We start from the raw sequence: 20,415 nt of genomic DNA, 5'->3' as shown, positions 1-20,415 counted from the left end.
CGACCGCCCGCATCATCTTGTCGAGGGCGACAAGCTGACCGCCGATAGCCTGGACCTGCATCCATTCGCCTTCGACCGGGGTAATTTCCCAGATGAAGCGTTGATCAGCACCCACCATGCCGGCGGCCTCGACTGAGATTTCTTGTGCGCAATGCGGACATGCGACGTTGCCCATCACTCCCCCTTCCCCGGAGCGCCCGCCAACAGACGGGTATCTCCGACTTTCACTTCGCGGACATCCATCATGAACTCGATCGATACGCCGTCGTCTGATCCGAATGGCTCGGTCAGCACGGCGTGGATCGTGACGGGCACGTGGCCATGCTTCTTGAGGTGACGCGACAGGGCTTTCCGTCCTTTTTCGACATCCAGCATGCCATAGTGACAGTGGAACTTAGGAGGCGCTTTGCTCATCCTTCCGATCCTTCAGCGATAGTGGTGAGGGCGCGGGTCGGGAATTTGCCGACTCTGTAGGCAAAACAGGGGCGTTCCCGCTTGCTCGGCAAATCCGTCATGGCGGACCAACATCCGCTTACGCCGTCCGGGTCTGAAACGAAATCGTCACCATCAAAAAGCGGCGCTAGGCAGCCCTCGCAGTTGCCGACGACAGCGTCCTCGGAATGCTTCAGGTCGGCCCGTAGCCGCGCATTCTCAGCCTCCAGCGCCTTAACCCTTTCGGCTGTGGCGAGGAGGGCTGGCAATGCGTTGACGGCTGCGACGATCAGCGTGGCATCGCAGTGCGCCAACGTAGACCGTGGAATGTCAGCGATAATCGGGCGGCGATGATTACCACTCAGGATGCCGCTGATTCCCCAATCGAGATTGTGCCGCGCCGACCATTCGCCAGGCGTCGCCTTCTCCAGCAGCCCCTTAAGCCGCTCGATCTCCGCCGCTTCAAGTGCAGGGGTCATGCGTTGTGTCCTTTCGTTTCAGCCGGCCGCCAAGCTCCCCAGCCCACAGCAACCTTGTCTTCGGTCGGATGCTTGTCGGTGCGAGGGCGACCGGGGGTGTCCCAGCTGCGCCCCTTCACGTCCCACAGAAAGCGCCAGCCACAGGCTCGCACGGAAGCGCCGCCGACTTGTTGGCAACCTGCCGCGATATAGGGTTCGGCTTCCTCGCGGCTCCGGCACGTAATCACCGAAACACCATCGAAATCGCGGAAGCGATACCACTCGCTCGCTAGGAGATATGTCAGTCCGCGCCGATAGCCCTTCGCCCTCGCAGCCTTCTCCGTCGCCGCATACAGCATAGAGGGGGCGTTCGGGCTGGTGTCGGTGCAACAGCGCGTGACTTCGGTTGTCAGGCCGTCGTCAAGCCCGCGCGCCACCGGGCGGCCGCAGACGGCGATGCCGACAGTTTCGCCGGCCTCATCATGCAGGCCATGCAGCCACAGAAACCCGGTGGGCCATCCATGGTGGCGATGATGCTCCCGCACGAACGCTCGCGCCTCGTCCCGCGTGATCGGACGAAGATCTATCGCGCGGGTCACGCCTGATCTCCTTGGGATGCGAGGGAGCGGAGGGCCTGCCACACTGATTTCTGTGTGATGCCCACTTCGGCAGCGGCCATGCGTTGCGAGTACCCACTGGCCACAAGCCGACAGGCTTCGGCTTTCATTTCCGGAGTAACCCTATAGTTACCGTTTGCAGGGCCAAATGAACTGCGGCCAATACGCCGCCCGCGTGCAGTGCGCCCGTGGCGCTCTCTGTCCTCGGCGTTCTGTTTGGCTGTGCCCCACGCGAGATTATCCCAGCGTGGGTTTAGGTGATTTCCGTCAAGATGGCGGACTTCGCCCCCCTCAAACGGGGGAAGATCGAGGAAATTGAGTGCCACCAGGCGGTGGACGGCAACGCGCTTCCTCGTTCCTGCATACCGCAGCATGACAGCTGGGTACTCACGAGAATTTCGTGGCACGGATGCGCTCAGCACCGTTCCGTCATACTTTCGCACCCTACCGAGATTGGAGACCTCGTATCTACGCTGCGTACCAGCGACGACTTTCCAAATTTCTTGAGTCATAGGTCTCCTGCCCGCTGGCGGAGCGCTTCAGCGGTCGCCAATCTTGGGTTTGGCGGAACGCGCTCCGGGACTTCAACATAAAGCGTCATCGCGGCGTCGAGGGAGGCGGTGTAGCGATGAAGCCATGGGAGAGGCCGCCTGCCTTGTGCTTCAACTTCGATCGCCTTGGGATCGACGAGACGCCAAATCGCAATATCCAACTCGCGATCCGGACCCGTCACCTTCTCGGCTCGCTCCGCCAATTCCAGCAGCGATGTCATGCGGCACCTTGGATGGCGAACAGGGCGATGTCACGCGCCGTCATGCCGGCCCATTTCGGGTCGCGCTGTGGCGCAGCTTGGCAGATAGCCTCAAGGGCTTCGCGCTCGACCCGCACAGCATCTTCGACCTGGGCTAGATGGTGGGATATGATGGCGTCGGCGGCCCACAAAGCGTCTTTGCGTTCAGCTTCTGACGCCTGTTTCCACCGCACGTCGCGCAATTCCTCCAGCGTAAATTTGCTGCTGTCTGGCACCGCATTACGCGGCCCTATGATGCATCGCGCAATCTCCCCCCGATCCGGCTTAGCGGCATGGGATGGGAGGGAGGCTTCCTCAATGGCCGCGAGCACATCAAACCAATGCACCGTGACGGGCCGGTTGATGTGCTGCTGGTCAACATAGGGGAAACGCTTCTTGAGAAGAGCCTCCCGCGATACGGGCTGTTCCTTATTGGTCATGGGTGGGGCTCCAGCGTGATGGTGTTCGATGGGCCGGGCACGCCCCACTTGTTGCGCTCCACATGCGGGTAAAGCGCATCGAACTCCTCTTGGGTAAGCGGCGTTTTCCGACCTTCTAGATCGTGCCAAAAAATGTGCTTCGGCTCGTACCATGAACAGGAAATCAGCAGCCGATTATCAACGAGCGTGACATCCCAGCTATGCGCCGCGAGGTTTGCGGCCTCGTGCCGCACCTTTTCAGGGAACCTCGCAAGCTCGGCCGACCAAGTCTCAGGCTCGGCCTCCGTATCTTTCGCTCTCCCGTGGCGCGAACGGGCGAGGGCTACGACGCGCTTCACGCCCCTTCTCCCTTGGAGGGGCGATGTGCGGAGAGGGCCGAATAAGCAGCCTCAAGCCGGCGCCAATCCTTCACGATCAGGCGGAATTTGGCCCATTCTTCGTCATCTTCGTCGGCGGCGATGTATTCGCTGGCGCAATCGGCGAACGGCTTCATGGCCTCCAACGCCTCCACCAGCTCCGGTTTTACATTGGTGCGAACAGCGGCTACCGCTTCAACTGCCTCCTCTGGTGTGCAGTCAGGGAGGCCCATCTCCTCATCCAAAGCGGCCATGCGACAAAGAGCCTCTCGACGCCCGCCCGGTTCTACATTGGTAGGGGTTGGTGTGGCGTCGTACCAATCGCGAGCGCTTTTGAGCTTGGCGATAACGCGATCAAGACAGCGCTGGGTGTCGTAATCGTCGTCTTTCATGAAGCCATCGTAGATTTCGATCGCACCTTCGATCAGGTCGGGGAGCCGACCTCGCCTTTGCTGAAACGCTGCGGAGCTCGCCGCCTCGGTAGGGGTTGGGAATTGGAGGGCGGCGATGGAGAGCGAATCCTCAACTTCAAAAAGAATGGCGGCTATCAACTCATCAAGCCGATCGAGGACGGGTACAAAATCGTCCTGATCCATTGTCCCCACAGACCACGCCCCCCAAACCCGAGTGCAGTCGTAGGTATCGCCAAGCTCTGAAAGTAAGGCGCGCTGAATACCCACGCGCAACTCCCTGGCCCGCGCCTCAAGGTTCGGTTCAGCCACGTACCATCTCCCGCTTCGCCGCCGCCACAGAGGCCGCCACATAATGATCCATGCACATCGGCTTGCCATCCATCTCACAGCCATTGTCCGCGACGTGCTGGCAAGCGGTTTTATAACCACCCCGGTCGCGCGTGGCTGTGCATAATATGACATCATAATGTGTCGGATGATAGTTGCGCGTCACGATTGTTCCTCCAAAGCTTGAGGCAAGCTTATTGCTCTTGCTTATCGGCAGTGTCAACAAACTTTTTGCATGGACGTTCGATAATAAACGGCGTTTTGCGCTTGGCGAAGATGATCGGATCGACGTAGCGTCGATGCGTCAAAGCCGCCAGGATGGTGTGGGTCTCTTTCATGACATGGCTGCCACGAAAAGTATGAAGAGAGCGGCTAGGAAGCCGGTGGCGATGTTGGTCATGCACGTGACTCCAGAGTGCTGAAATACGCGACGGAATTCACCGCCCCGCGCCACCCAAAAAACCTGGGCGACTGGGCGAGGACATCCATCGGCGCGCAATGCGCCAACCTGATGCGGCGATCGGACATGGTGTGGAAGCGGTGCTGCTCGATCATGCTGCGCCCACGTTCAAGCGAGCGCGGGGCTCGATAACCTCGCCCTTGTCGCGTTGCTTGGCGAATGGCCTGAAATCGGCGAAATCGATCAGGAAATCGCGGGCATAGGTTCTAACCGTTGAGGGCTTCTTCTGAAGTGCGCCGGCCGCGTAGTCCAGAGATCGGCCCTGTTCGGCCAAGCCCATCAGATACAGGGCAACCTTCGCCTTAGCCTCGGTGATGCCAGCCTCAGCCGCAATCTGACCGAAAAGGCGTCCAGGGTTTTCCATCACATAGCCTCCCGATTTGCAAAATAAACCGCAGCGTTACCCGCCCACCTATCGCGCATCGCATCGGCCTCGCGATCCAGCCGATCCCGCAGGTTCGGCCATGGGATCAGCGGCGTTTCTGCTACCGTTTCCGCGTGCAGGGTCAGATCCAGCGCTATGTCGCGCAGGGGGCGGATTTGGGTGTGGGCGGTCATGCCTCACCTCGCGCGTTTGCGATGGCGGCCTTTATCTTCCTTCCAAACGCGAGAAATTCGTCGACGCTTTCGCGGTGACAGTTTCCGCTGACCGCGACATCGTACATCCCGTACGGTCGCATGATGTCTTCCAGTATATTGACCAGAGGTTCGGCCGTTCGCTCCCAATGCCAGCGATCAACCTCCGCGAGCAGCTCTTCGCGGTTCTTTGCCCACATCACTCGGTAGTCGTCCGCGTCGTCGGCGTCTTTGTGCAGGGCCTGCCAGTGACGTCCGAATTGGCCGGGGTAGATGTCAAACTCGCGGTAGCGCTCCAGAGGGCGCCCCGGAAAAGTAAGGGTGACGCTCACAGTCCCCTCCCCGTCTCAACCCACCGCGTGCCATGACCGATCGCGGCGGCTTCCGAAGCGTGAAACGAGCGATGGCCTTCACCGACGCACCAGTGGCCCTTGCCATAAATGCGCACAGCCCAGTCCATGCCGCGGCGAAGCGACCAATCAGGCTGTGGCTTATGTTCGAGGGTGTAGGTGCGCACGTCCGCCGGTGCGGGTGTGGGCTGGCCTACGACTGACTGGTGAAGCATTGACGTTCTCCATCTCAGCAGCCCAACGCTGCCGTTGCTCCGGATATGCTCGCAATAAATTTGCATGTCAACGCTTGACGCAAATATTTTTCCGGCATACTCTTTGCGCATGGACACAAAACACCCCCACGCCGCCTTGGTCGACCGCCTCGGGCGGCCCAAGATCAAGGATCATTTCAACATCAGCCGCCAGGCTATGGATTACTGGTGCAAACACGGCATCCCCAAGATGCACCATCGCACCATCGCCCTGCTCGGCATGATCCACGGCGTAGCTACGCCAGAACTGGATATTAAAGGAGAGTGAGATGCTACTGCTTGCAAAGATAGGCATCGTGTATGCCATCGTCAGTTTCGTCGCGTTTTGCGTGATGTGGACCGTTACCGCGGCCGGATCGCGGGCATCATGACACTGGGTCAACTCGCAATCATCGCGATCGCCTGCTTGGCCCTCACATGCCTCATTCCAGATCAAGCCCAATACCGCGAAACTCTCCCCGATGGGGATGATGGCGCGGATTGGGGTGGGGAGACCCATCATGACAACGCCTGATATTTATGTCGATCTCCTGGTCTTCGGTTTCATCGGCGTATCGCTTTTAGCGATCAGGATCGAAACCCAGCGCCTGCGCCTCTACGCCAAATACAAAGCCATGGCCGACAGCCGAGCCTACTGGCACTTCAAGGCGCTGCAGAAGGATGCGGAAGCGTCCAGGCGAGGGAAGCACGCGCGGTCTATCCAGATCGAGCAACAGGACGCACGGCGCCGGGCGACGACGCAGAAGCTTCGGATGGAGGTGGGGAAGTGAGCCGGATCAACGATCCCCGAGCTGCGGCAAGCGCCGAACACCGCAAGCAGACCAAGGTTTGCCAGCACTGCGGAGAAACCTTCTCTCCATCGGCACACCGCCAAGTTGATCGTAAAGCATGGGCGGCCCGCAAATTCTGCGGGAAAGCCTGCACGGCGCGAGGCATCATGAAACGGCCAGAGGTGGTCGAGCGCCAAGCAGCCACCATCAAGGCCAACTTCTCAGATCCAGCCTATCGCGCCAGGCATTCAGCCATGGCAATCGACAACTTCCGTCGCGGCGCTGCCACACGAAGAAAACACGGTATCGGCTGGATACCGGATGATCTGCGCGGCATGTATCGAAAGATGCGTTTTTCCTGTGGCGCACCCGAGGCACGGCGAATGATGAGGGAATATCTTGCCGCGATGGCCCGGCGCCAGGTCAACGCCGTCCTTCAGCAAATGAAGGATAAAGCAGAGAAGCAACGCAAGCAGGCGTACTAAACAGGAAGGACCTCACAATGCCAACCGCTGAAACCTACGGCTCAATCCGCCATCTCCTGTCCCTCAAATGCGACGGCCTAGAGCCCGACAATGAAGGGATGTTCGTTCTGCAATCATGGGTGCCGGATCGCGTCGTTCGCGACGTAGAAGCCTTGTGCGCCAGGGACGATCGGTTTGATTGGTGTTATGCGGCGGATAAGGCTTTATAGGTCGCGGCGTATAGGCCATAATCGTTTCACCTCGGCCTCTACATGGGGCCTTATTTTTGCGGGTAGCACATCCAGCGCCGAAACGCGCGCCTCTCTACTCTCAAGTTTGCACACGGCAACCGCCGCTTCATAGATAAAATACCGCGCAAAACTCTGAATGCTTGACGGGGCGTCCTGCAGATCCAGGCGCCCCGCCATTATATCGTCGATCCACTCATGGGAGCGCTTGGCGCTCATTGGGTGTTATTCACTCGGGTCTACGCCGTTTGTTTCGGTAGCCCCAGCGGGCGCAAGACCCTCCTTACGCTTCTCCAAGTGCCCCTGCAGTGCCTCGCGGTGCGGCGCCATGATTTTGCGCGACCAAACCGCTTTTAGCGCATCAAGGTCACCAGCCTCATCCATGTCCGCACGCGCCTGCTCAATTGTCAGGGTGTCGGCCTGCATGGTCGTGAGCGGCCTAACAGTGTACGGCTTCCGGCTGCCCTTCGTCGCAGTCAGAGCCATCGTGTGCGGCTTCTCCATATCCGACATATGCGAGATGCGGATGCCGCCGACCTCCATGCCACCCCACTTGACGGTCGGGTCGCGGTAGAGCGTCAGAGAGCGGCCGATGTACTGGCGCGCGTCGGCACCCCAGATCGCCACCAGCACGCGGGACATGGATTTGCACGGGCGAAAAAACTTATCCGTGCCCTCCAGGGCTATACTTACGGGTTGCTCTTGCCCTCCCCGAATATGAACTTCGGCAATGGTGAAAGTGCGCGGTCCGGCGATGAAGTCGTCTGCATTCCACTGATCGCTCTTCGGTACGATCACGCTAGTCATGTCGTTCATAAATCGCTCCATGTGCGACCCGCGCGATAATTGCGGATCGTGCCAGGGCAGACGCCGTATTCAGCCGCCAATTGGGTGGCCGGCGTTTGCCGATCTGCTTTAATTGCGGAAACCTGGGAGGCGGTTAGCTTTGCTTGCGCGCTACGCTCGCCGCGTGTGCTTCGCCCTTTACGCGACATATCTCTGCTGTTGTCAGCGTGCGTGCCCACAAACAGGTGCTGCGGATTGACGCAGCCTGGGTTATCGCACCGATGGCAGACGACATCGCCCGCCCCCAAGTCGCGCCCCGACACGACCACCGAAACACGGTGAGCTTTCACGTAGCCGCCACCATTCTTTTGCAGCACGCCATATCCGTAGTGATCGCGCTTCCCCGACCACTCCCAGCACCCCGTCGCCTCATTGATAGAGAAGCGGGTCGCAAAGCGCTCCTCAAGGCTGGGGCGCTGCCATTTGCCGCGCCTAGACATACATCTCCATTTCGACCGTGCGTTCGGTCGGGATGAGCTTGGGAAGCGCGGCCAGGCCAGCGTGATAATCAGCCATCTTCGCGGCCAAGCGATGCTCGAAAGCCTCTGCCGCCTCGATGATGGCGCTCTGAACTTCGGTGTCTGGCCAGACGCGAACGACGACCATGGGGAAGCCGCCGCTGTACGAAATGAAGTCGATCCACTCGCGGTCATCGGCTACCAGCAAGCCGGTTTGATGCTGCATGACGTAATCGGCTGGGATCGTGCCGGTCAGCACGTTCTCGATCATCGTCTGCACCTGGAATTTCTGCCGGCGCGACTTGGCTTCGATCAGGCCCTCCGCTCCGACCAAACCGTCAGGCGAATAGCCGATCGTGAAGCCCCACTTGTCGTTGGTGACGAAACCGCCATCCTCTACCGGCGCAAAATGATCGGCGTACATCGCGCGCGCCTTGATCTCGTCTTCAATGCCGCGAAGCATGTCGTCCGAGATGTAGTGCGGCTCGACATATTTGCTGATCCGCTGCGCCATAAGCTCGTAGAGGTGCGCGCGTTCCTTATCGTTCGAAGCGATCTTGAGAGTCGGCGTTACGATCAGCTTCATCTCCGAAGCGGTTAACAGGCCGCAGCGAGCGGCCAGCCATTCTTCGCTGCCCTGATGGACGTGGGGGTGGTATTTTGCTGTCATTCTCTTCAAATACCGCGCCGGGATAACACTTGCAACACATAATTCCAATATGGTATGCCCGAAGCATGAACAGCTACCAATCAGCGCTCGCGCGTCATGTGGAATTGTCTGGAGGCCAGACCGCAGCAGCTGAGAAGCTCGGTATAAGGCAGGCGACGCTAAGCCGATACATAGCCGGTCGAAGATGGCCTGGGTCTGTTATGGCGCGGCTGATCGATGACAAGAGCGGCGGCCAAGTTCCCTTCGCGATTTGGCAGGCTGAATCGCTCAAGCGATACGGCATCTCCCTTTAATCATCGGTCGAGGTATCGGACAATGGCCGCCAATCGATTTGCACCCAAGCAAATGACGAAGAAGCAAAACGCGCACGCATTCCGCATGTGGCTCAATTGCTGCACAGACCGTGCACTTGAAACGGCCGACGCGACATCAATCGCTAATTCTTACGGTCTGGACGTGCGGGACGTGAATAGCGAAATTCTGCGTCAAAAGCTCATCCGGAGCAACGCGCAATGATCGGTCATAATAGCGGAGAAAATCAGGTGAGTGATATCGTACAGTCCGACAAGCTGCGGCTGTTTATCGAACGCGTTGAGCGCCTTGAGGAGGAGAAGAAGGGCATGGCGGACGACATCCGCGATGTCTACGCCGAGGCCAAGAGCAATGGCTATGACGTAAAAACCATGCGCCGCATTGTGGCCCTTCGCAAAATGGAGAAGCATCAGCGTGACGAAGCTGCTGCGCTTCTGGAAACCTATGCCAATGCGCTCGGCATGCAGTTGGCGTTCCTGTGATAATGTCGTTTTTCTCTGGGCTTCTTGAGGAAAAGCAGGCGCCTAAAAAATGGCCAATCCTCGGCGATAGGACCGACCGAACAGAGCTGGCCATCCAACTCGCTTTCAGGAAAAAAGCTCGGCTTATCTGTCCACGCGTCAGAATAGTAGCTGTCCCCAATGGTACGCATATCGCTAGCCAAGCTGGAAGGCGAAAAGCTAACCAGGAGGGCCGCAGCGCCGGCTTTCCTGACGTGGTTTGTTTCTGGTCGCATGGCCAGCTTACCGGAAACATCGTGCCGCAAACTGCCATGATCGAGTTCAAGGCGGGTAAAACCGGCTGCGTGAGTGACGATCAGAGCGAATGGCTTAGCTGGCTGCAAACATCCGGGTTTGCCTGTGTGGTGTCCCGGCACGAAGATCATGCGCTGAGCTTTCTGCGCAGTATCGGCGCGCCTTTTGTCGATCGGCGCGGGCTATGACATCCGCAGTCAAATCATTGGCACACCGTTTCTTAAAGCGGATTAAAGGCGGGCGGGGGTCGCTACTGGCGAGAAGCGATCAACCCGCCCTGTACAACGCCTATGAGGGAGGCATTGCACATGAATGGTTTTAGTGCATCAAGTGGATTGGCGCAACTCTCCGGTGAGGCCCTATGAGCATGGCTTCCAACCGTTCCGAGGATCTGACAGAGCAGTTCCGCCAGTTCATCATCAAGATCTGCGACACAGATCCAGGGCATATCGTAGCTGACGGGCGGTGGCATCGATTCCGTATCGCCGACACGCGCCATAAAGGCAGTAAGCCTGGGCGCTACCTGCTGCACCTCGACGGCCGCCCTAACGGCATATTCATGGATTGGCGCGATGGTAACACGCGGCATAAATGGAAGTCAGACGGACCATGCGAAACACTAGACCGCGAGGAGATTGCGCGGCGCCGGTCTGCGCGTCAGCTCGACCAACTGCGCGGCTTTGAAGATGCCGCGGCAGATGCGGCTAACTACTGGAAGAGATGCGGAGCCCTTAATGATGGGCTGCACCCATATCTGGAAGCCAAGGGCATTTCATCCCAATACGGTACTCGACAGGGCTCGGGTAAGCCATTCGGGCTAGGTGATGCACCGTGTGTCATCATACCGCTTTCCAGCGCAGACGGCGCCCCTATGTCGCTTCAGGCTATCCGTGATGATTCAGAACGTCGTTTCTGGCCGGGCAGCACTCAAGAGGGCGCGCATTTCATGCTCGGCAAAGACGATGGGAAAAGCCCTATCGTCTTCTGCGAAGGCTTTTCGACCGCCGCCACCATCCATGAGGCTACCAAGCTGCCGGTCGTGATGTGCATCACCAGCGGGAACATGGTCCATGTCGCCCGCTGGGCCGGCCACAAGTGGGCTGGCCGCGACATGATCGTTGCCGGTGATGATGATTGGCATCTCGTCGACAATCCCCAGGTCAAGCGCAACGTAGGCAAGGATGCCGCGCTACAGATGGCCAAGATGCTGCCAGGCCGTGCCGTTTTTCCTGATATGGCCGGTCTAATCACGGACGGCGGCGACGATTTCAACGATATGGCCCGCGAATATGGGCTTGCGGACGTTGCCGCAGTGTTCTCTGCCGCACCTGCCGCACCTGATAAATTGGTTAAGGCAACAGCTTTCGAATGGCGCGCGACGGCCTCGATACCTAAGCGGAAATGGCTCTATGGACGCCACCTGCTGCGCAAATTCGTCAGCGTCGATGTCGCTGCCGGTGGCGTGGGCAAATCATCCCTAAAGATCGGTGAGGCGCTGGCCATGGCAACGGGCCGAGACCTGTACGACAAGGGTCTACCCGAAGGTGCGCTGACCGTTTGGCTATGGAACCTGGAAGATCCGGTCGAAGAGATTGAGCGACGGCTCCATGCCACCGCACAAAGATTCCGCATCAACCCATCGGAGGTGGACGGGCGCCTTTACGTCGACAGCGGCCGCGATCAACCCCTCATCATAGCCTCTGAAGGCCCAGACGGCGCTGTTATCGCCCGACCAGTTGTCGATGCGCTCATAGCCGAGATGATCGATCGTAAAATCGATGTCCTAACCGTCGACCCATTCATTAGCTCGCACGCTGTTTCGGAAAACGATAACAACGCGATCGACCTGGTTGCGCGGGAGTGGAACGTTATAGCCGAGCGCACAGGCGCGGCGATCAATCTCGTCCATCACGTCCGAAAGCAAAATGGCACGGAGGCCACTGCAGACAGCGCTCGCGGCGCCTCCGCGCTCATTGGTAAGGCCCGCTCCGTCGTTGTCTACAACCGCATGAGCCAAGCCGAAGCCGCAGCTCTAGGCGTTCAGGAGCAGGAGCGCTTCTTCTATTTTCGCGTCGACAACGACAAATCCAACCTCGCTCCAGCCGAACGCGGCGACTGGTACCGCATGAATAACGAGGATCTGGAGAACGGAGACAGTGTCGGTGTCGCATGCTCATGGACCCCGCCCGACGCCTTCGATGGCGTTACCCTCAATCATCTCAAGCAATTCCAGCGCGCTATCGGCGAAGGCAAATGGCGTAAGGATACCCAAGCGAAGGCCTGGGCCGGCATCGCGCTCGCTCCTATCCTGGAAGCTGACCCTAAGAACAAAGCTGACAAAGCCAGGATGCGCCGGATCATCGACAAGTGGGTCAGCGAAGGCGTTTTGGAAGTCGTTCTAGACCTCGACGAAAAGCGCATGGAGAAGGAATTTATTGTGGTTGGAAGGTGGGTAAATGAGTGATGCCGCACCTGATATTTTCGAGGTGCGGCAACGTGCGGCAGGTGCGGCAAAAAAATAAGCGCGACACCAGGTTGACATTTGCCGCACCACCTGATATCGCTTCTTGGCGATCAGGTGGGGTGCGGCAAGGGTCTACCATCCGGTTCGGCAGGTCGAAGGGACCTTCTCAAGGTGAGGCAGAAATGAAGACTGAAATCGAATTTGACGACCTCGGTAAGACGGTCGTTGCGGTATACCTAGATGGCCAGCGGTACGATTATCGCGGCACACACCAACATCAAAAAATCGACGGGTCCATGACGTTGCTGGTAGATTGGGAAACCAATTGCCCGGAATGCGGAACCGCGTTTGTCACCAGCTCTACCCGTCGTACGCCCATGGCGTTCACCCGCAGGTGCTCGGAGCATCGTGTGGCCGGTAAAAACGTAAGCAAAAAACATCCGCGTTTCGCGGGTAAACGAAAGGATTAAAAAATGGCTGGCTCAGTGAACAAGGTAATCCTGATCGGCAATCTCGGCGCAGACCCTGAGAGCCGAAGCTTCAGCAATGGCGGCAAGGTCGTTAACCTGCGAATCGCCACCTCGGAAAGCTGGAAAGACAAGTCGACCGGGGAGCGTAAGGAAAAGACGGAATGGCATCAGGTGGCGATTTTCAGCGAAGGCCTCACCAATGTCGCCGAACGCTATCTGCGCAAGGGCAGCAAGGTCTATCTGGAAGGCGCGCTGCAGACCCGTAAATGGCAGGACCAGTCTGGCGCTGATCGGTATTCGACCGAGATCGTGCTGCAGGGCTTCAACGCGACTTTGGTGCTGCTCGACGGTAAGCAGGAGGGGAAAGGCTTTGATCGATCACCTGCGCCCACGCCGACAGGCCGTGTAGATCAGGGGAATGGCGCGGGAGGGTTCCGTGCGCCAGTTTCTGATGAGCTGGATGACGATGTGCCATTTATCACACAATTTGGCGCCTGGTAGACGCCATGGCCACCCGCTACATCCGCTTCCCCGCTGAGCATCCGTTCCACCGAGTGAGCGAGCCTGCCATCCATTTCTCGGAAGGAGACGGCTGGATCATGACGGTGGTTGATTATGACATGAATATCATGGAATATGGCTACCACACCGAGCATGACGCCAAGGCGGCGGCGTTCCAGTGGCGGTTGCTCAGGGGTTTGTATACCGAGGAAGAAGGGTGTATGGATATCGAGATGATCGCCGCCAGGTGGCATTTGCCGATTGTTGAGGTTGAGGGAGTGGAGGCGTAATGCGTGACTATTCCGCTCTTCTCGACGCACTTACCGAGCATGGTAATCTAACCAAGGCGTGCAGGGATCTTGGTATAGCCAAGAGCACGTTTCTGGATGCTGTTGATGCGGACTCCGCACTAGCCGACCGATACACGCAGGCGCGCGCGCGAGGCTTCGACACTGAAGCGGAGCGAGGTCTTGAGGACGCGCTCACTTGGGAAGGTGATGCAGCGCTCGGGCGCCTCGCTCTTGACGCGCGTAAATGGTATCTCAGTAAGCTGGCCCCCAAACGCTACGGCGACAAGCAGCTAATCGGCAGCGATCCGGAAAACCCGCTACCCGCCGCCCTGGACCTCTCGAAGCTGAGCCCCGAGCAGCTGAAGGCGCTGGCGTCTATCCCGGTTGATGGAAAAAAGTAGCCAAGTTACTTTTTCTGTTGACACGTGCCGCTGGTCGCAATATACAGAGATCACACCACGGGGCAGCGCCCCACCTGATGAGGGAGAATGAAGATGGACTACGAAATCATCACCGTAAGCAGCTACAACGGCGACGGGACGACCGAAAAGGCCGTTGAGGTTTTCAATCCTGTGACAGGCAAGACCATCTCCATCTGCCGCCGTCGTCCGTATGAAAATAAAGAAGCTTGGATCGCACGGGCTTTGGACACGGCCGCACGGTTTAAGGATCAGGGACGTTGACCCCCGCCACCGTAAAATCCATCCGCAAGTCGCTCGGCCTAACCCAGAACGAGCTTGGCCGCTGGCTGATGCTCTCCGGCGAGCAACCAGGGCACACGGTTCGCATGTGGGAGATGGGCAAGCGGCCTGTGACAGGGCCTGTGGAGGTTTGCTTGACCGCTTTTGCGGGTGGCTATGTTCCGGGTCATATTGATGGGGAGACGGTAAAATGACTACCACATCAATAATCTTACTCAGCCTTTCGTTAGGCTTCCTACTGTCAGGTTGCGCCGTAGTTCTGGCATTCCGCAGCGTCGTATGGGCGATAGGGCTTAACAAAGCTTGGGCTATCCTGATAGGGCTAGGCGTTGCTACTGATGTCTGCGCCATCCTTTTTACGTTCGCAACATGACAATCACCGCCGCTCACGTCCTTGCGGCTAGGCGGGCCTTGGTGGAGCAAGGCGACTATAGCTTCGTCGAGATGCCGCCCAAACTCAGGACGGTGTTTGAGGGCGAGGCAGACGCGCGCGGCAGCTTTGGAGGCAGGGGCAGCGGAAAGACTCGGACATTCGCCAAGATGACCGCCTATCGTGCTGTTGGGTGGGATCTGCAGAAGCGTGAAGGCATCATCCTCTGCACGCGCCAGTTCATGAACAGTTTGGCGGAAAGCTCGCTGGAGGAGATCAAGGCTGCGATACGTGAGGATGCGTTCCTCGCTGCTGAGTTCGAGCTGGGCGAGAAGTATGTCAGGACCAAGAGCGGGCGCGTAAGCTATGCCTTCTCCGGTCTGGATCGCAATATCGACAGCATCAAGTCGAAGTCCCGCATCCTGCTTAATTGGACCGACGAAGCCGAGAAGGTTAGCGAAGAGGCCTGGTCCAAGCTTATCCCCACGCTGCGTGAGGACGATAGCGAGAATTGGGTCACGTGGAACCCCGAGAGCAAGCGCAGCCCGACGCATCAGCGGTTCCGGCTGTCAAAGGACCCGCGGTACAAGATCGTTGAGATGAGCTGGAGGGACAACCCGTGGTTTCCCGACATCCTCGATCGTCAGCGGTTGCGCGACAAGGAAGAGCGGCCGGACAGCTATAGCCATATCTGGGAAGGCGACTTTGCCAACGCGTTGGAAGGCGCCTACTTCGCCAAGCACATCCAGCAGGCGAAGGAAGATGGGCGCATCTCCAACGTCTCATTCGATCCACTGATGACAGTCCGCCTGTTTGTCGACATCGGCGGCACTGGTGCGCGTGCTGATGCCTTCACGATCTGGCCGGCGCAGTTCATCGGGCGAGAGATCCGCGTCAGGGACTATTACGAGACTGTCGGTCAGCCGCTCGCCGCACACCTCAACTGGCTGCGATCGAAAGGCTACACGCCTGATCGGGCGCAGTTCTGGCTTCCTCACGATGGCGCGACACAGGACAAGGTGTATGACGTGTCGTATGAGTCCGCCCTGCGGGATGCGGGGTACAAGGTCACAGTGATCCCCAACCAGGGTAAGGGGGCCGCGGCGGCGCGCATTGAGATGGCCCGGCGCCTGTTCCCGCAGATATGGTTCGACAAGGACACGACCGAGGCTGGACGTGATGCGCTGGGCTGGTATCATGAGAACAAGGATGACAAGCGCGGTGTTGGTCTTGGGCCGCTCCACGATTGGTCGTCTCATGGTGCTGATAGCTTTGGGCTGATGTGCGTGGCCTATGAAGAACCGCGCAAGGCCCAACAGATCGATTATAGCAGGATGGGGAGGGTGGCTTGAAGCCCGGAGTTCCTCTTGTTCCGGTGCAGGACGAAGCCGACCACTTCATCCTCTGCCCAGACTGCGGCCAGGCGATCGACATGCGGGATTTGATGGAAGTGTTCAGGCATGAAGAGCCGGACCACGAACCCCGGCGGCTAGACGGATAATTCAGGTTATGGTAGGTCAAGGCATGACAAAAGACGACGCTTTACGCATGTTGTCTCAGCGCGGGTACAAAGGCGATCCGTCTGGGTGGCTCACTCACTGCATCCGCCGTGGTATGGCCGGCTCCGATACAGCGCTGGAGATTGCGCTGATCCTGCTGGTGGAGCGGGAGAGTGAGAAGGTGTATATGGAGAGCGGCGATGAGGCCAAAAGTTTCCGCGATCTCATGGTGGGCCAAGTCACGCTAGGAGACATTCTCCAGCCCAAACGCCGTCCCGGTCGCCCGCGCAAGGATGCCGCACAGAATGGCTGATCAAAACCCCGAACTACTGTCCTACCTGCGCAGCGAGTATAGCAACGCGCAGGACACGGCGTTGACGGAACAGCGTGCAGCCGCGCTGGATTTCTATTTCAAGCAGCCGTTCGGGACGGAGCAGGAGGGGCGATCGCAGCTCGTTACGGGCGATGTGGCAGAGGTCACGGACTATTCCGTCACCAACCTGCTGAAGATCGTGTTCAGCAGCGGCAAGCCGGTCCAGTTCGAGGCCAAATCCAAGGATCATATCCAGGCTGCTGACGATGCCACGGACGGTATCAACTACATCTACATGCGCCAGAACGACGGCTATGCCCTGACCCACGACTGGGTGAAGGCTGGGCTGCTGGAGAAGACTGCAGGCGTCAAGGCATGGGTCGAGATGGGCCACGACGATATGGTCGTGGAGGTGCCGGGCGAGGCGCTGGAAGGCGATCCTGACGCACCGACACTGGATGGCATGGAGGTCGTAGCGGCCGAGCATGTCAACGCCGATGAAGTGGAGCAGGATGAGTTCGGCAATGTCATGCCGGCTTCTCCCATTTACCGCGCCACGGTGCGCAAGCCGCGTCCGCCTGCGTTCAAGGTTGCCTTCACACCCAATGAGGAATTCGGCGTCTGTGCCGATGCGCGGGACCTGGAGACGGCGGCGTACATCTATCATATGGTGCCCAAGTCGCTCAGCCAGCTGCGGGAGATGGGCTACGAGTTCAATGATGATGAGCTATATTCCGGCAATCCGGAAAGCCAGATCATCGCCGATGCACGGGACAGCCAGCGCTCGCGGACTGATTACGATGTCTCCCGCCGTGGCGTGATGCGTCGTGTGTGGTTGATGGAGGAATATGCCTTTTACGACCTGAACGGCGACGGCATTGCGGAGCGCATTCGGGTTCATCGTGTCGGCAGTACGATCCTGAACATCGAAGAGGTTGACGAGCAGCCGTTCGAGGAGTGGTGTCCGTTCCCGATGGCGGCGCGTCGTGTAGGCGAGAGCCTGTTCGACAAGACTTCGGACATCCAGGTTGTGCGGTCCACCATGCTGCGGCAGGGGATGGACTCCCTCTATCTTTCGACCAACCCGCGCACGCTGATCCATGAACAGTCGTTGGGTGAGACCACAATTGACGATCTTTTGACGGTTCGTTCCGGTGCGCTGATCCGTTGGACTGGTGGAACGCCGCCTACGCCATGGACGACGGCGCCTGTGCATGAGCAGGCATTCGGCGCGATGGAGGCGATGACGGCCGAGCGGGAAAGTCGCACGGGCATCACGCGTATGAACCAGGGGCTGGATGCGGACAGCTTCAACGACACGACCGCGACGGGTACGGCGCTGCTGCAGAATGCCGGGCAACAGATCCAGGAATATATCGCGCGCAACTTCGTGGAGAACGGCCTGCGTCGGCTGATGCTGAAGTTGTACCGCATGATGCGGCGCTACGGCCAGCCAATGCAGATCCAGGTCGACGGGCAGTATCGTATCATCGATCCGTCGACGTGGCCGGATGACATCGACATCAAGGTTCGTGTCGGGCTGGGCACGGGCAACAAGGAACGTCGCATGGGCTATCTGTCCCAGCTGATCGAGTCGCAGGTGGAAGCGATCCAGAACGGGTCGCCGCTGGCCGATTGGAAGACGGTTTATAATGCTTCGGTGGCTCTGATCGCGGATATGGACATCGGCGCCACGGGTGACTTCATCAAGAAGCCGCCTGAGGAAGATCCTGCTGCACAACAGCAGCAACAGCCCGACCCGGAGACGATCAAGGCACAGGGCGAGGCCCAGGCAGCACAGGCCAAGGTTCAATCAGAGCATGAACAGGCTATGGCGCGGTTGCAGTTGCAGCAGCAGGCGCAGCAGGCTTCGGACGCCCTGAAGGCGCAGGCGAATGAGCAGGATCTGGCCGCCAAGCGCGAACGGACGGCCCTGGATATCGAGCTGGCGCGACAGAAGGCGGAATTTGAGGCGCGCCTGGCCGAACAGCAGCAGGCCTTTGAGATGTCGTTAGCTGAGCGTAGGTTTCTTTTCGATCAGGAAATGGCCGCCCGGAAGAATGAGCAGGCGGATCAGAGTGATGACGGCCTGACGCGGTATCGCGATGGGGGGTCGCTGAGTGAGTGATGTTGACCTTCGCCATAACAAGGCGCATTAGGGAAGGTGCCCCGGCAGTGCGGTTAACACCCCGGGGCTGACACAGGAGGATAAGTCCTATGCCGAATGAGGCTGATACGGAAAATAATAGCGAACTTCAACCAGGCCAGAAGGTTTATGTAGTCGTCCGTTCAGATGGTGAGCGCGCGCCTGTTCTGGGCTATGCGTCTCGGCTTTCCGGCGACTGGTTCGTCATCGCTATGACAGAAGACGAAACCGATCCAAAGCAGCAGTACGCCTACGTTTTTCGTCCGATTGCGGTTATGGAGATTACCGCGGAGCAATACTTGTCTGGTGAATGGCAGTGACCGTCCTCCAACTCCATAAGCCCAAACCCTGCGATGACGTGGTGGATGGTCTTCGCAAGCTGGCCGATGCCATCGAGGGTGGCTTGCTTTCAACCGTCCTGTCGAAGGGCTGGGACAATGAGGACGAAGAATGACCACTCCCTCCGATCGCCGCGCCGACGCTGAAGCCGCAGACGCCGCAATGAAGCGCTGGCTTGGCCCGGCGTTCGAGGTTGTGGCTGCAACCTATTCCGCGCGTCTCCAAGAGATTGCGGCGTCTGAGCCGTGGGAAACCGCCAAGATCGCCAAGCTGGCAGTGGCGCTGAAGATCGCGGCGGAGGTTCGAAAGCAGATCGAAGCTGTGGTCGCGGATGGCGCTGTTGCGGCGCAGGATATCCGTTATCGCAAGCAGATCGAGAATATCCCGCATGAGAAGCGGAAGATTTTGGGGATTGGGCTGTGAGCTTAGGCAGTAAAAAGCCTTACAAGGTCGAGCGCGTCTGGATTGATGACGACGAGGAAAGTTTGACATTCGGGCAAAAGCTGGTGCGGTGGTCAGCCGATTTTTGGGAAGGTCCCATCGAGGCCGGAGACCGCGGCCATTACGTGCGCCGCACCTTCACGGGCACGCGCAATGTGGCACGCCACACACGCACCTGCAGCTTTCACGCACAGCTTATGGCGGCGTTCGGATGAGCTTGGGGATTAGGGTCCCTTGCGGACATGAGTCGTTATGCCTCAGAATTGCACGCCGCTTCCGCGGCGAAAGCGTCGAGCGCCAATGGCGAGAATGGGATAAGCGCCCGCGCTGGCGAAGTTTGGGAGACGCCCTGTGAACGCCGCCACAGACGCCTACAACCGCCTCCTCGAGGCCAGACGGCATTGGGAACATATGCCCCAGTATGAGAAGGAAGAGATTGAGCGCGCGCTGAACAAGCGTTCGGATGACGCGCGGATACGTCGGAGATTGGAGAAGGTGGTATGAGCAAGCTCGATAAGAAGATTTGGCGGATGCGTGCGCAGGCCCGGAGGTTCCCGCAGGTGGCGGCGGTTCCTGGCTGGCTAACGCGGTATACTACGCTCTGCAAGGCCTCGGAAAACCCCGAACGCTGGAACCGACCGGTGCGGGCCGTATGAACCTCGCCTCTCTAAATCTGGGCGAAGGCACCGGACACGGCGTGTGGAGCGCGTGTGTCGATGTCGTGGGCGATGATTGGGCTGCAGCTGAAGCCGATCTGGCGCAGCAGGCGAAGGGCTATATCGACAGCGACGGTTCTAAGCCTGTCGGTGGATATCATGTGTTCCGCGATCATGCGCGGAAGGTGATGACTTTGGATTTGATGAGGGGTGGGTGAGCCCTAGAGGA

Annotated in this window: 37 protein-coding genes; 20 read left to right on the top strand and 17 right to left on the bottom strand. The window is 58.8% G+C overall.

The genetic code is table 11. The annotated features are described in order from the left end of the window. Positions 1-174 precede the first annotated feature (174 nt). The 14 genes from ACOJSI_RS20570 to ACOJSI_RS20505 form a co-directional block, all read right to left on the bottom strand. Positions 175-414 carry a hypothetical protein gene (locus ACOJSI_RS20570; RefSeq protein WP_420140190.1) on the bottom strand — a complete coding sequence of 80 codons (240 nt, stop codon included), beginning with the start codon at positions 412-414 and terminating at the stop codon, positions 175-177. Then, positions 411-911 (bottom strand): hypothetical protein, encoded by a 501-nt coding sequence (locus tag ACOJSI_RS20565; RefSeq protein WP_420140189.1) that lies wholly within the window; start codon positions 909-911, stop codon positions 411-413. The genes ACOJSI_RS20570 and ACOJSI_RS20565 overlap by 4 nt, the downstream gene beginning before the upstream one ends. Continuing rightward, on the bottom strand, positions 908-1,489 hold the full coding sequence (locus tag ACOJSI_RS20560; RefSeq protein WP_420140188.1) for an XF1762 family protein: 582 nt from the start codon (positions 1,487-1,489) through the stop codon (positions 908-910). Before ACOJSI_RS20560 ends, ACOJSI_RS20565 begins: the two co-directional genes overlap by 4 nt. After that, positions 1,486-2,019: an HNH endonuclease gene (locus ACOJSI_RS20555; RefSeq protein ID WP_420140187.1), complete on the bottom strand. Its 534-nt coding sequence runs from the start codon at positions 2,017-2,019 to the stop codon at positions 1,486-1,488. Before ACOJSI_RS20555 ends, ACOJSI_RS20560 begins: the two co-directional genes overlap by 4 nt. After that, the gene (locus ACOJSI_RS20550) at positions 2,016-2,279 is read right to left on the bottom strand and encodes a hypothetical protein (protein WP_420140186.1); all 264 of its coding nucleotides are present in this window, start codon (positions 2,277-2,279) and stop codon (positions 2,016-2,018) included. The genes ACOJSI_RS20555 and ACOJSI_RS20550 overlap by 4 nt, the downstream gene beginning before the upstream one ends. Beyond that, the gene (locus ACOJSI_RS20545) at positions 2,276-2,737 is read right to left on the bottom strand and encodes a hypothetical protein (protein ID WP_420140185.1); all 462 of its coding nucleotides are present in this window, start codon (positions 2,735-2,737) and stop codon (positions 2,276-2,278) included. The genes ACOJSI_RS20550 and ACOJSI_RS20545 overlap by 4 nt, the downstream gene beginning before the upstream one ends. Beyond that, complete coding sequence (locus ACOJSI_RS20540; RefSeq protein ID WP_420140184.1) at positions 2,734-3,075, bottom strand: hypothetical protein; 342 nt, start codon at positions 3,073-3,075, stop codon at positions 2,734-2,736. Before ACOJSI_RS20540 ends, ACOJSI_RS20545 begins: the two co-directional genes overlap by 4 nt. Then, complete coding sequence (locus tag ACOJSI_RS20535) at positions 3,072-3,815, bottom strand: hypothetical protein (RefSeq protein WP_420140183.1); 744 nt, start codon at positions 3,813-3,815, stop codon at positions 3,072-3,074. The genes ACOJSI_RS20540 and ACOJSI_RS20535 overlap by 4 nt, the downstream gene beginning before the upstream one ends. Positions 3,816-4,027: 212 nt before the next feature. After that, a complete protein-coding gene (locus ACOJSI_RS20530) occupies positions 4,028-4,171 on the bottom strand; it encodes a hypothetical protein (protein WP_420140182.1) in 144 nt (47 codons plus the stop codon). Positions 4,172-4,384: 213 nt separating this feature from the next. After that, the gene (locus tag ACOJSI_RS20525; protein ID WP_420140181.1) at positions 4,385-4,657 is read right to left on the bottom strand and encodes a hypothetical protein; all 273 of its coding nucleotides are present in this window, start codon (positions 4,655-4,657) and stop codon (positions 4,385-4,387) included. Beyond that, on the bottom strand, positions 4,657-4,851 hold the full coding sequence (locus tag ACOJSI_RS20520) for a hypothetical protein (RefSeq protein ID WP_420140180.1): 195 nt from the start codon (positions 4,849-4,851) through the stop codon (positions 4,657-4,659). Before ACOJSI_RS20520 ends, ACOJSI_RS20525 begins: the two co-directional genes overlap by 1 nt. Next, a complete protein-coding gene (locus ACOJSI_RS20515) occupies positions 4,848-5,201 on the bottom strand; it encodes a hypothetical protein (RefSeq protein ID WP_420140179.1) in 354 nt (117 codons plus the stop codon). The genes ACOJSI_RS20520 and ACOJSI_RS20515 overlap by 4 nt, the downstream gene beginning before the upstream one ends. Then, on the bottom strand, positions 5,198-5,434 hold the full coding sequence (locus tag ACOJSI_RS20510) for a hypothetical protein (protein ID WP_420140178.1): 237 nt from the start codon (positions 5,432-5,434) through the stop codon (positions 5,198-5,200). Before ACOJSI_RS20510 ends, ACOJSI_RS20515 begins: the two co-directional genes overlap by 4 nt. A gap of 67 nt (positions 5,435-5,501) precedes the next feature. Continuing rightward, entirely contained in the window at positions 5,502-5,975 is a 474-nt protein-coding gene (locus tag ACOJSI_RS20505; RefSeq protein WP_420140177.1) for a hypothetical protein, read from the bottom strand. Here ACOJSI_RS20505 and ACOJSI_RS20500 point away from each other — a divergent pair. Continuing rightward, a complete protein-coding gene (locus ACOJSI_RS20500) occupies positions 5,974-6,243 on the top strand; it encodes a hypothetical protein (RefSeq protein ID WP_420140176.1) in 270 nt (89 codons plus the stop codon). The two genes, ACOJSI_RS20505 and ACOJSI_RS20500, sit on opposite strands and share 2 nt — an antisense overlap. Then, the gene (locus ACOJSI_RS20495; protein ID WP_420140175.1) at positions 6,240-6,728 is read left to right on the top strand and encodes a hypothetical protein; all 489 of its coding nucleotides are present in this window, start codon (positions 6,240-6,242) and stop codon (positions 6,726-6,728) included. The genes ACOJSI_RS20500 and ACOJSI_RS20495 overlap by 4 nt, the downstream gene beginning before the upstream one ends. A gap of 452 nt (positions 6,729-7,180) precedes the next feature. Here the strand turns inward: ACOJSI_RS20495 and ACOJSI_RS20490 are convergent, their stop codons facing one another. From ACOJSI_RS20490 to ACOJSI_RS20480, 3 genes are read right to left on the bottom strand one after another with little or no spacing between them, the layout of a single operon-like run. Beyond that, on the bottom strand, positions 7,181-7,771 hold the full coding sequence (locus ACOJSI_RS20490; RefSeq protein ID WP_420140174.1) for a hypothetical protein: 591 nt from the start codon (positions 7,769-7,771) through the stop codon (positions 7,181-7,183). Then, positions 7,768-8,241, bottom strand: a complete 474-nt coding sequence (locus ACOJSI_RS20485; RefSeq protein ID WP_420140173.1) for an HNH endonuclease — start codon at positions 8,239-8,241, stop codon at positions 7,768-7,770. Before ACOJSI_RS20485 ends, ACOJSI_RS20490 begins: the two co-directional genes overlap by 4 nt. Beyond that, the gene (locus tag ACOJSI_RS20480; protein ID WP_420140172.1) at positions 8,234-8,929 is read right to left on the bottom strand and encodes a YqaJ viral recombinase family protein; all 696 of its coding nucleotides are present in this window, start codon (positions 8,927-8,929) and stop codon (positions 8,234-8,236) included. The genes ACOJSI_RS20485 and ACOJSI_RS20480 overlap by 8 nt, the downstream gene beginning before the upstream one ends. Before the next feature lie 65 nt (positions 8,930-8,994). On the opposite strand from ACOJSI_RS20480, the gene ACOJSI_RS20475 reads away from it, so the two are divergent. The 18 genes from ACOJSI_RS20475 to ACOJSI_RS20390 all read left to right on the top strand — a co-directional run bounded on the left by ACOJSI_RS20475 (position 8,995) and on the right by ACOJSI_RS20390 (position 20,404). Then, on the top strand, positions 8,995-9,222 hold the full coding sequence (locus ACOJSI_RS20475; RefSeq protein ID WP_420140171.1) for a helix-turn-helix domain-containing protein: 228 nt from the start codon (positions 8,995-8,997) through the stop codon (positions 9,220-9,222). 219 nt (positions 9,223-9,441) lie between these two features. Then, positions 9,442-9,723, top strand: coding sequence for a DUF2312 domain-containing protein (locus ACOJSI_RS20470; RefSeq protein ID WP_420140170.1), 282 nt, complete (start codon positions 9,442-9,444; stop codon positions 9,721-9,723). Between the two features lie 2 nt (positions 9,724-9,725). After that, complete coding sequence (locus ACOJSI_RS20465) at positions 9,726-10,184, top strand: VRR-NUC domain-containing protein (RefSeq protein WP_420140169.1); 459 nt, start codon at positions 9,726-9,728, stop codon at positions 10,182-10,184. Positions 10,185-10,357: 173 nt separating this feature from the next. Further along, complete coding sequence (locus ACOJSI_RS20460) at positions 10,358-12,460, top strand: AAA family ATPase (RefSeq protein ID WP_420140168.1); 2,103 nt, start codon at positions 10,358-10,360, stop codon at positions 12,458-12,460. Positions 12,461-12,642: 182 nt separating this feature from the next. Continuing rightward, positions 12,643-12,930, top strand: a complete 288-nt coding sequence (locus tag ACOJSI_RS20455; protein WP_420140167.1) for a hypothetical protein — start codon at positions 12,643-12,645, stop codon at positions 12,928-12,930. 3 nt (positions 12,931-12,933) lie between these two features. Then, a complete protein-coding gene (gene ssb / locus ACOJSI_RS20450) occupies positions 12,934-13,431 on the top strand; it encodes a single-stranded DNA-binding protein (protein ID WP_420140166.1) in 498 nt (165 codons plus the stop codon). A 5-nt stretch (positions 13,432-13,436) separates the two neighbouring features. Then, the gene (locus ACOJSI_RS20445; protein ID WP_420140165.1) at positions 13,437-13,721 is read left to right on the top strand and encodes a hypothetical protein; all 285 of its coding nucleotides are present in this window, start codon (positions 13,437-13,439) and stop codon (positions 13,719-13,721) included. Beyond that, positions 13,721-14,122, top strand: coding sequence for a hypothetical protein (locus ACOJSI_RS20440; protein WP_420140164.1), 402 nt, complete (start codon positions 13,721-13,723; stop codon positions 14,120-14,122). Before ACOJSI_RS20445 ends, ACOJSI_RS20440 begins: the two co-directional genes overlap by 1 nt. A gap of 93 nt (positions 14,123-14,215) precedes the next feature. Further along, positions 14,216-14,404 (top strand): hypothetical protein, encoded by a 189-nt coding sequence (locus ACOJSI_RS20435; protein WP_420140163.1) that lies wholly within the window; start codon positions 14,216-14,218, stop codon positions 14,402-14,404. Further along, positions 14,401-14,616 (top strand): helix-turn-helix domain-containing protein, encoded by a 216-nt coding sequence (locus ACOJSI_RS20430; RefSeq protein ID WP_420140162.1) that lies wholly within the window; start codon positions 14,401-14,403, stop codon positions 14,614-14,616. Before ACOJSI_RS20435 ends, ACOJSI_RS20430 begins: the two co-directional genes overlap by 4 nt. Before the next feature lie 175 nt (positions 14,617-14,791). Beyond that, on the top strand, positions 14,792-16,144 hold the full coding sequence (locus ACOJSI_RS20425; RefSeq protein WP_420140161.1) for a phage terminase large subunit: 1,353 nt from the start codon (positions 14,792-14,794) through the stop codon (positions 16,142-16,144). A 262-nt stretch (positions 16,145-16,406) separates the two neighbouring features. Next, complete coding sequence (locus ACOJSI_RS20420; RefSeq protein WP_420140160.1) at positions 16,407-16,604, top strand: hypothetical protein; 198 nt, start codon at positions 16,407-16,409, stop codon at positions 16,602-16,604. Beyond that, positions 16,597-18,732: a portal protein gene (locus ACOJSI_RS20415; RefSeq protein WP_420140159.1), complete on the top strand. Its 2,136-nt coding sequence runs from the start codon at positions 16,597-16,599 to the stop codon at positions 18,730-18,732. The genes ACOJSI_RS20420 and ACOJSI_RS20415 overlap by 8 nt, the downstream gene beginning before the upstream one ends. 89 nt (positions 18,733-18,821) lie before the next feature. Continuing rightward, positions 18,822-19,070 carry a hypothetical protein gene (locus ACOJSI_RS20410; protein ID WP_420140158.1) on the top strand — a complete coding sequence of 83 codons (249 nt, stop codon included), beginning with the start codon at positions 18,822-18,824 and terminating at the stop codon, positions 19,068-19,070. Further along, a complete protein-coding gene (locus tag ACOJSI_RS20405; protein ID WP_420140157.1) occupies positions 19,061-19,204 on the top strand; it encodes a hypothetical protein in 144 nt (47 codons plus the stop codon). The genes ACOJSI_RS20410 and ACOJSI_RS20405 overlap by 10 nt, the downstream gene beginning before the upstream one ends. Further along, positions 19,201-19,512, top strand: coding sequence for a hypothetical protein (locus ACOJSI_RS20400; RefSeq protein WP_420140156.1), 312 nt, complete (start codon positions 19,201-19,203; stop codon positions 19,510-19,512). Before ACOJSI_RS20405 ends, ACOJSI_RS20400 begins: the two co-directional genes overlap by 4 nt. After that, positions 19,509-19,745, top strand: a complete 237-nt coding sequence (locus ACOJSI_RS20395; protein ID WP_420140155.1) for a hypothetical protein — start codon at positions 19,509-19,511, stop codon at positions 19,743-19,745. The genes ACOJSI_RS20400 and ACOJSI_RS20395 overlap by 4 nt, the downstream gene beginning before the upstream one ends. 437 nt (positions 19,746-20,182) lie before the next feature. Beyond that, positions 20,183-20,404, top strand: coding sequence for a hypothetical protein (locus ACOJSI_RS20390; protein WP_420140154.1), 222 nt, complete (start codon positions 20,183-20,185; stop codon positions 20,402-20,404). The last annotated feature ends 11 nt before the right edge of the window (positions 20,405-20,415 follow it).

It is taken from the genome of Sphingomonas sp. (assembly GCF_048595155.1).
Classification (GTDB): domain Bacteria; phylum Pseudomonadota; class Alphaproteobacteria; order Sphingomonadales; family Sphingomonadaceae; genus Sphingomonas_I.
The sequence above is the reverse complement of the archived record's forward strand: the minus strand, read 5'-3'. Positions and strand labels throughout refer to the sequence as shown.

Bases quoted from the DNA above. Each gene is read 5' to 3' on its own strand.
- ACOJSI_RS20570 (WP_420140190.1), bottom strand. From the start codon at position 414: ATGAGCAAAGCGCCTCCTAAGTTCCACTGTCACTATGGCATGCTGGAT.
- ACOJSI_RS20565 (WP_420140189.1), bottom strand. From the start codon at position 911: ATGACCCCTGCACTTGAAGCGGCGGAGATCGAGCGGCTTAAGGGGCTG.
- ACOJSI_RS20555 (WP_420140187.1), bottom strand. From the start codon at position 2,019: ATGACTCAAGAAATTTGGAAAGTCGTCGCTGGTACGCAGCGTAGATAC.
- ACOJSI_RS20550 (WP_420140186.1), bottom strand. From the start codon at position 2,279: ATGACATCGCTGCTGGAATTGGCGGAGCGAGCCGAGAAGGTGACGGGT.
- ACOJSI_RS20545 (WP_420140185.1), bottom strand. From the start codon at position 2,737: ATGACCAATAAGGAACAGCCCGTATCGCGGGAGGCTCTTCTCAAGAAG.
- ACOJSI_RS20530 (WP_420140182.1), bottom strand. From the start codon at position 4,171: ATGAAAGAGACCCACACCATCCTGGCGGCTTTGACGCATCGACGCTAC.
- ACOJSI_RS20525 (WP_420140181.1), bottom strand. From the start codon at position 4,657: ATGGAAAACCCTGGACGCCTTTTCGGTCAGATTGCGGCTGAGGCTGGC.
- ACOJSI_RS20520 (WP_420140180.1), bottom strand. From the start codon at position 4,851: ATGACCGCCCACACCCAAATCCGCCCCCTGCGCGACATAGCGCTGGAT.
- ACOJSI_RS20510 (WP_420140178.1), bottom strand. From the start codon at position 5,434: ATGCTTCACCAGTCAGTCGTAGGCCAGCCCACACCCGCACCGGCGGAC.
- ACOJSI_RS20500 (WP_420140176.1), top strand. From the start codon at position 5,974: ATGACAACGCCTGATATTTATGTCGATCTCCTGGTCTTCGGTTTCATC.
- ACOJSI_RS20505 (WP_420140177.1), bottom strand. From the start codon at position 5,975: ATGATGGGTCTCCCCACCCCAATCCGCGCCATCATCCCCATCGGGGAG.
- ACOJSI_RS20490 (WP_420140174.1), bottom strand. From the start codon at position 7,771: ATGAACGACATGACTAGCGTGATCGTACCGAAGAGCGATCAGTGGAAT.
- ACOJSI_RS20485 (WP_420140173.1), bottom strand. From the start codon at position 8,241: ATGTCTAGGCGCGGCAAATGGCAGCGCCCCAGCCTTGAGGAGCGCTTT.
- ACOJSI_RS20480 (WP_420140172.1), bottom strand. From the start codon at position 8,929: ATGACAGCAAAATACCACCCCCACGTCCATCAGGGCAGCGAAGAATGG.
- ACOJSI_RS20475 (WP_420140171.1), top strand. From the start codon at position 8,995: ATGAACAGCTACCAATCAGCGCTCGCGCGTCATGTGGAATTGTCTGGA.
- ACOJSI_RS20470 (WP_420140170.1), top strand. From the start codon at position 9,442: ATGATCGGTCATAATAGCGGAGAAAATCAGGTGAGTGATATCGTACAG.
- ACOJSI_RS20465 (WP_420140169.1), top strand. From the start codon at position 9,726: ATGTCGTTTTTCTCTGGGCTTCTTGAGGAAAAGCAGGCGCCTAAAAAA.
- ACOJSI_RS20460 (WP_420140168.1), top strand. From the start codon at position 10,358: ATGAGCATGGCTTCCAACCGTTCCGAGGATCTGACAGAGCAGTTCCGC.
- ACOJSI_RS20455 (WP_420140167.1), top strand. From the start codon at position 12,643: ATGAAGACTGAAATCGAATTTGACGACCTCGGTAAGACGGTCGTTGCG.
- ssb (WP_420140166.1), top strand. From the start codon at position 12,934: ATGGCTGGCTCAGTGAACAAGGTAATCCTGATCGGCAATCTCGGCGCA.
- ACOJSI_RS20445 (WP_420140165.1), top strand. From the start codon at position 13,437: ATGGCCACCCGCTACATCCGCTTCCCCGCTGAGCATCCGTTCCACCGA.
- ACOJSI_RS20440 (WP_420140164.1), top strand. From the start codon at position 13,721: ATGCGTGACTATTCCGCTCTTCTCGACGCACTTACCGAGCATGGTAAT.
- ACOJSI_RS20435 (WP_420140163.1), top strand. From the start codon at position 14,216: ATGGACTACGAAATCATCACCGTAAGCAGCTACAACGGCGACGGGACG.
- ACOJSI_RS20425 (WP_420140161.1), top strand. From the start codon at position 14,792: ATGACAATCACCGCCGCTCACGTCCTTGCGGCTAGGCGGGCCTTGGTG.
- ACOJSI_RS20420 (WP_420140160.1), top strand. From the start codon at position 16,407: ATGGCCGGCTCCGATACAGCGCTGGAGATTGCGCTGATCCTGCTGGTG.
- ACOJSI_RS20415 (WP_420140159.1), top strand. From the start codon at position 16,597: ATGGCTGATCAAAACCCCGAACTACTGTCCTACCTGCGCAGCGAGTAT.
- ACOJSI_RS20410 (WP_420140158.1), top strand. From the start codon at position 18,822: ATGCCGAATGAGGCTGATACGGAAAATAATAGCGAACTTCAACCAGGC.
- ACOJSI_RS20405 (WP_420140157.1), top strand. From the start codon at position 19,061: ATGGCAGTGACCGTCCTCCAACTCCATAAGCCCAAACCCTGCGATGAC.
- ACOJSI_RS20400 (WP_420140156.1), top strand. From the start codon at position 19,201: ATGACCACTCCCTCCGATCGCCGCGCCGACGCTGAAGCCGCAGACGCC.
- ACOJSI_RS20390 (WP_420140154.1), top strand. From the start codon at position 20,183: ATGAACCTCGCCTCTCTAAATCTGGGCGAAGGCACCGGACACGGCGTG.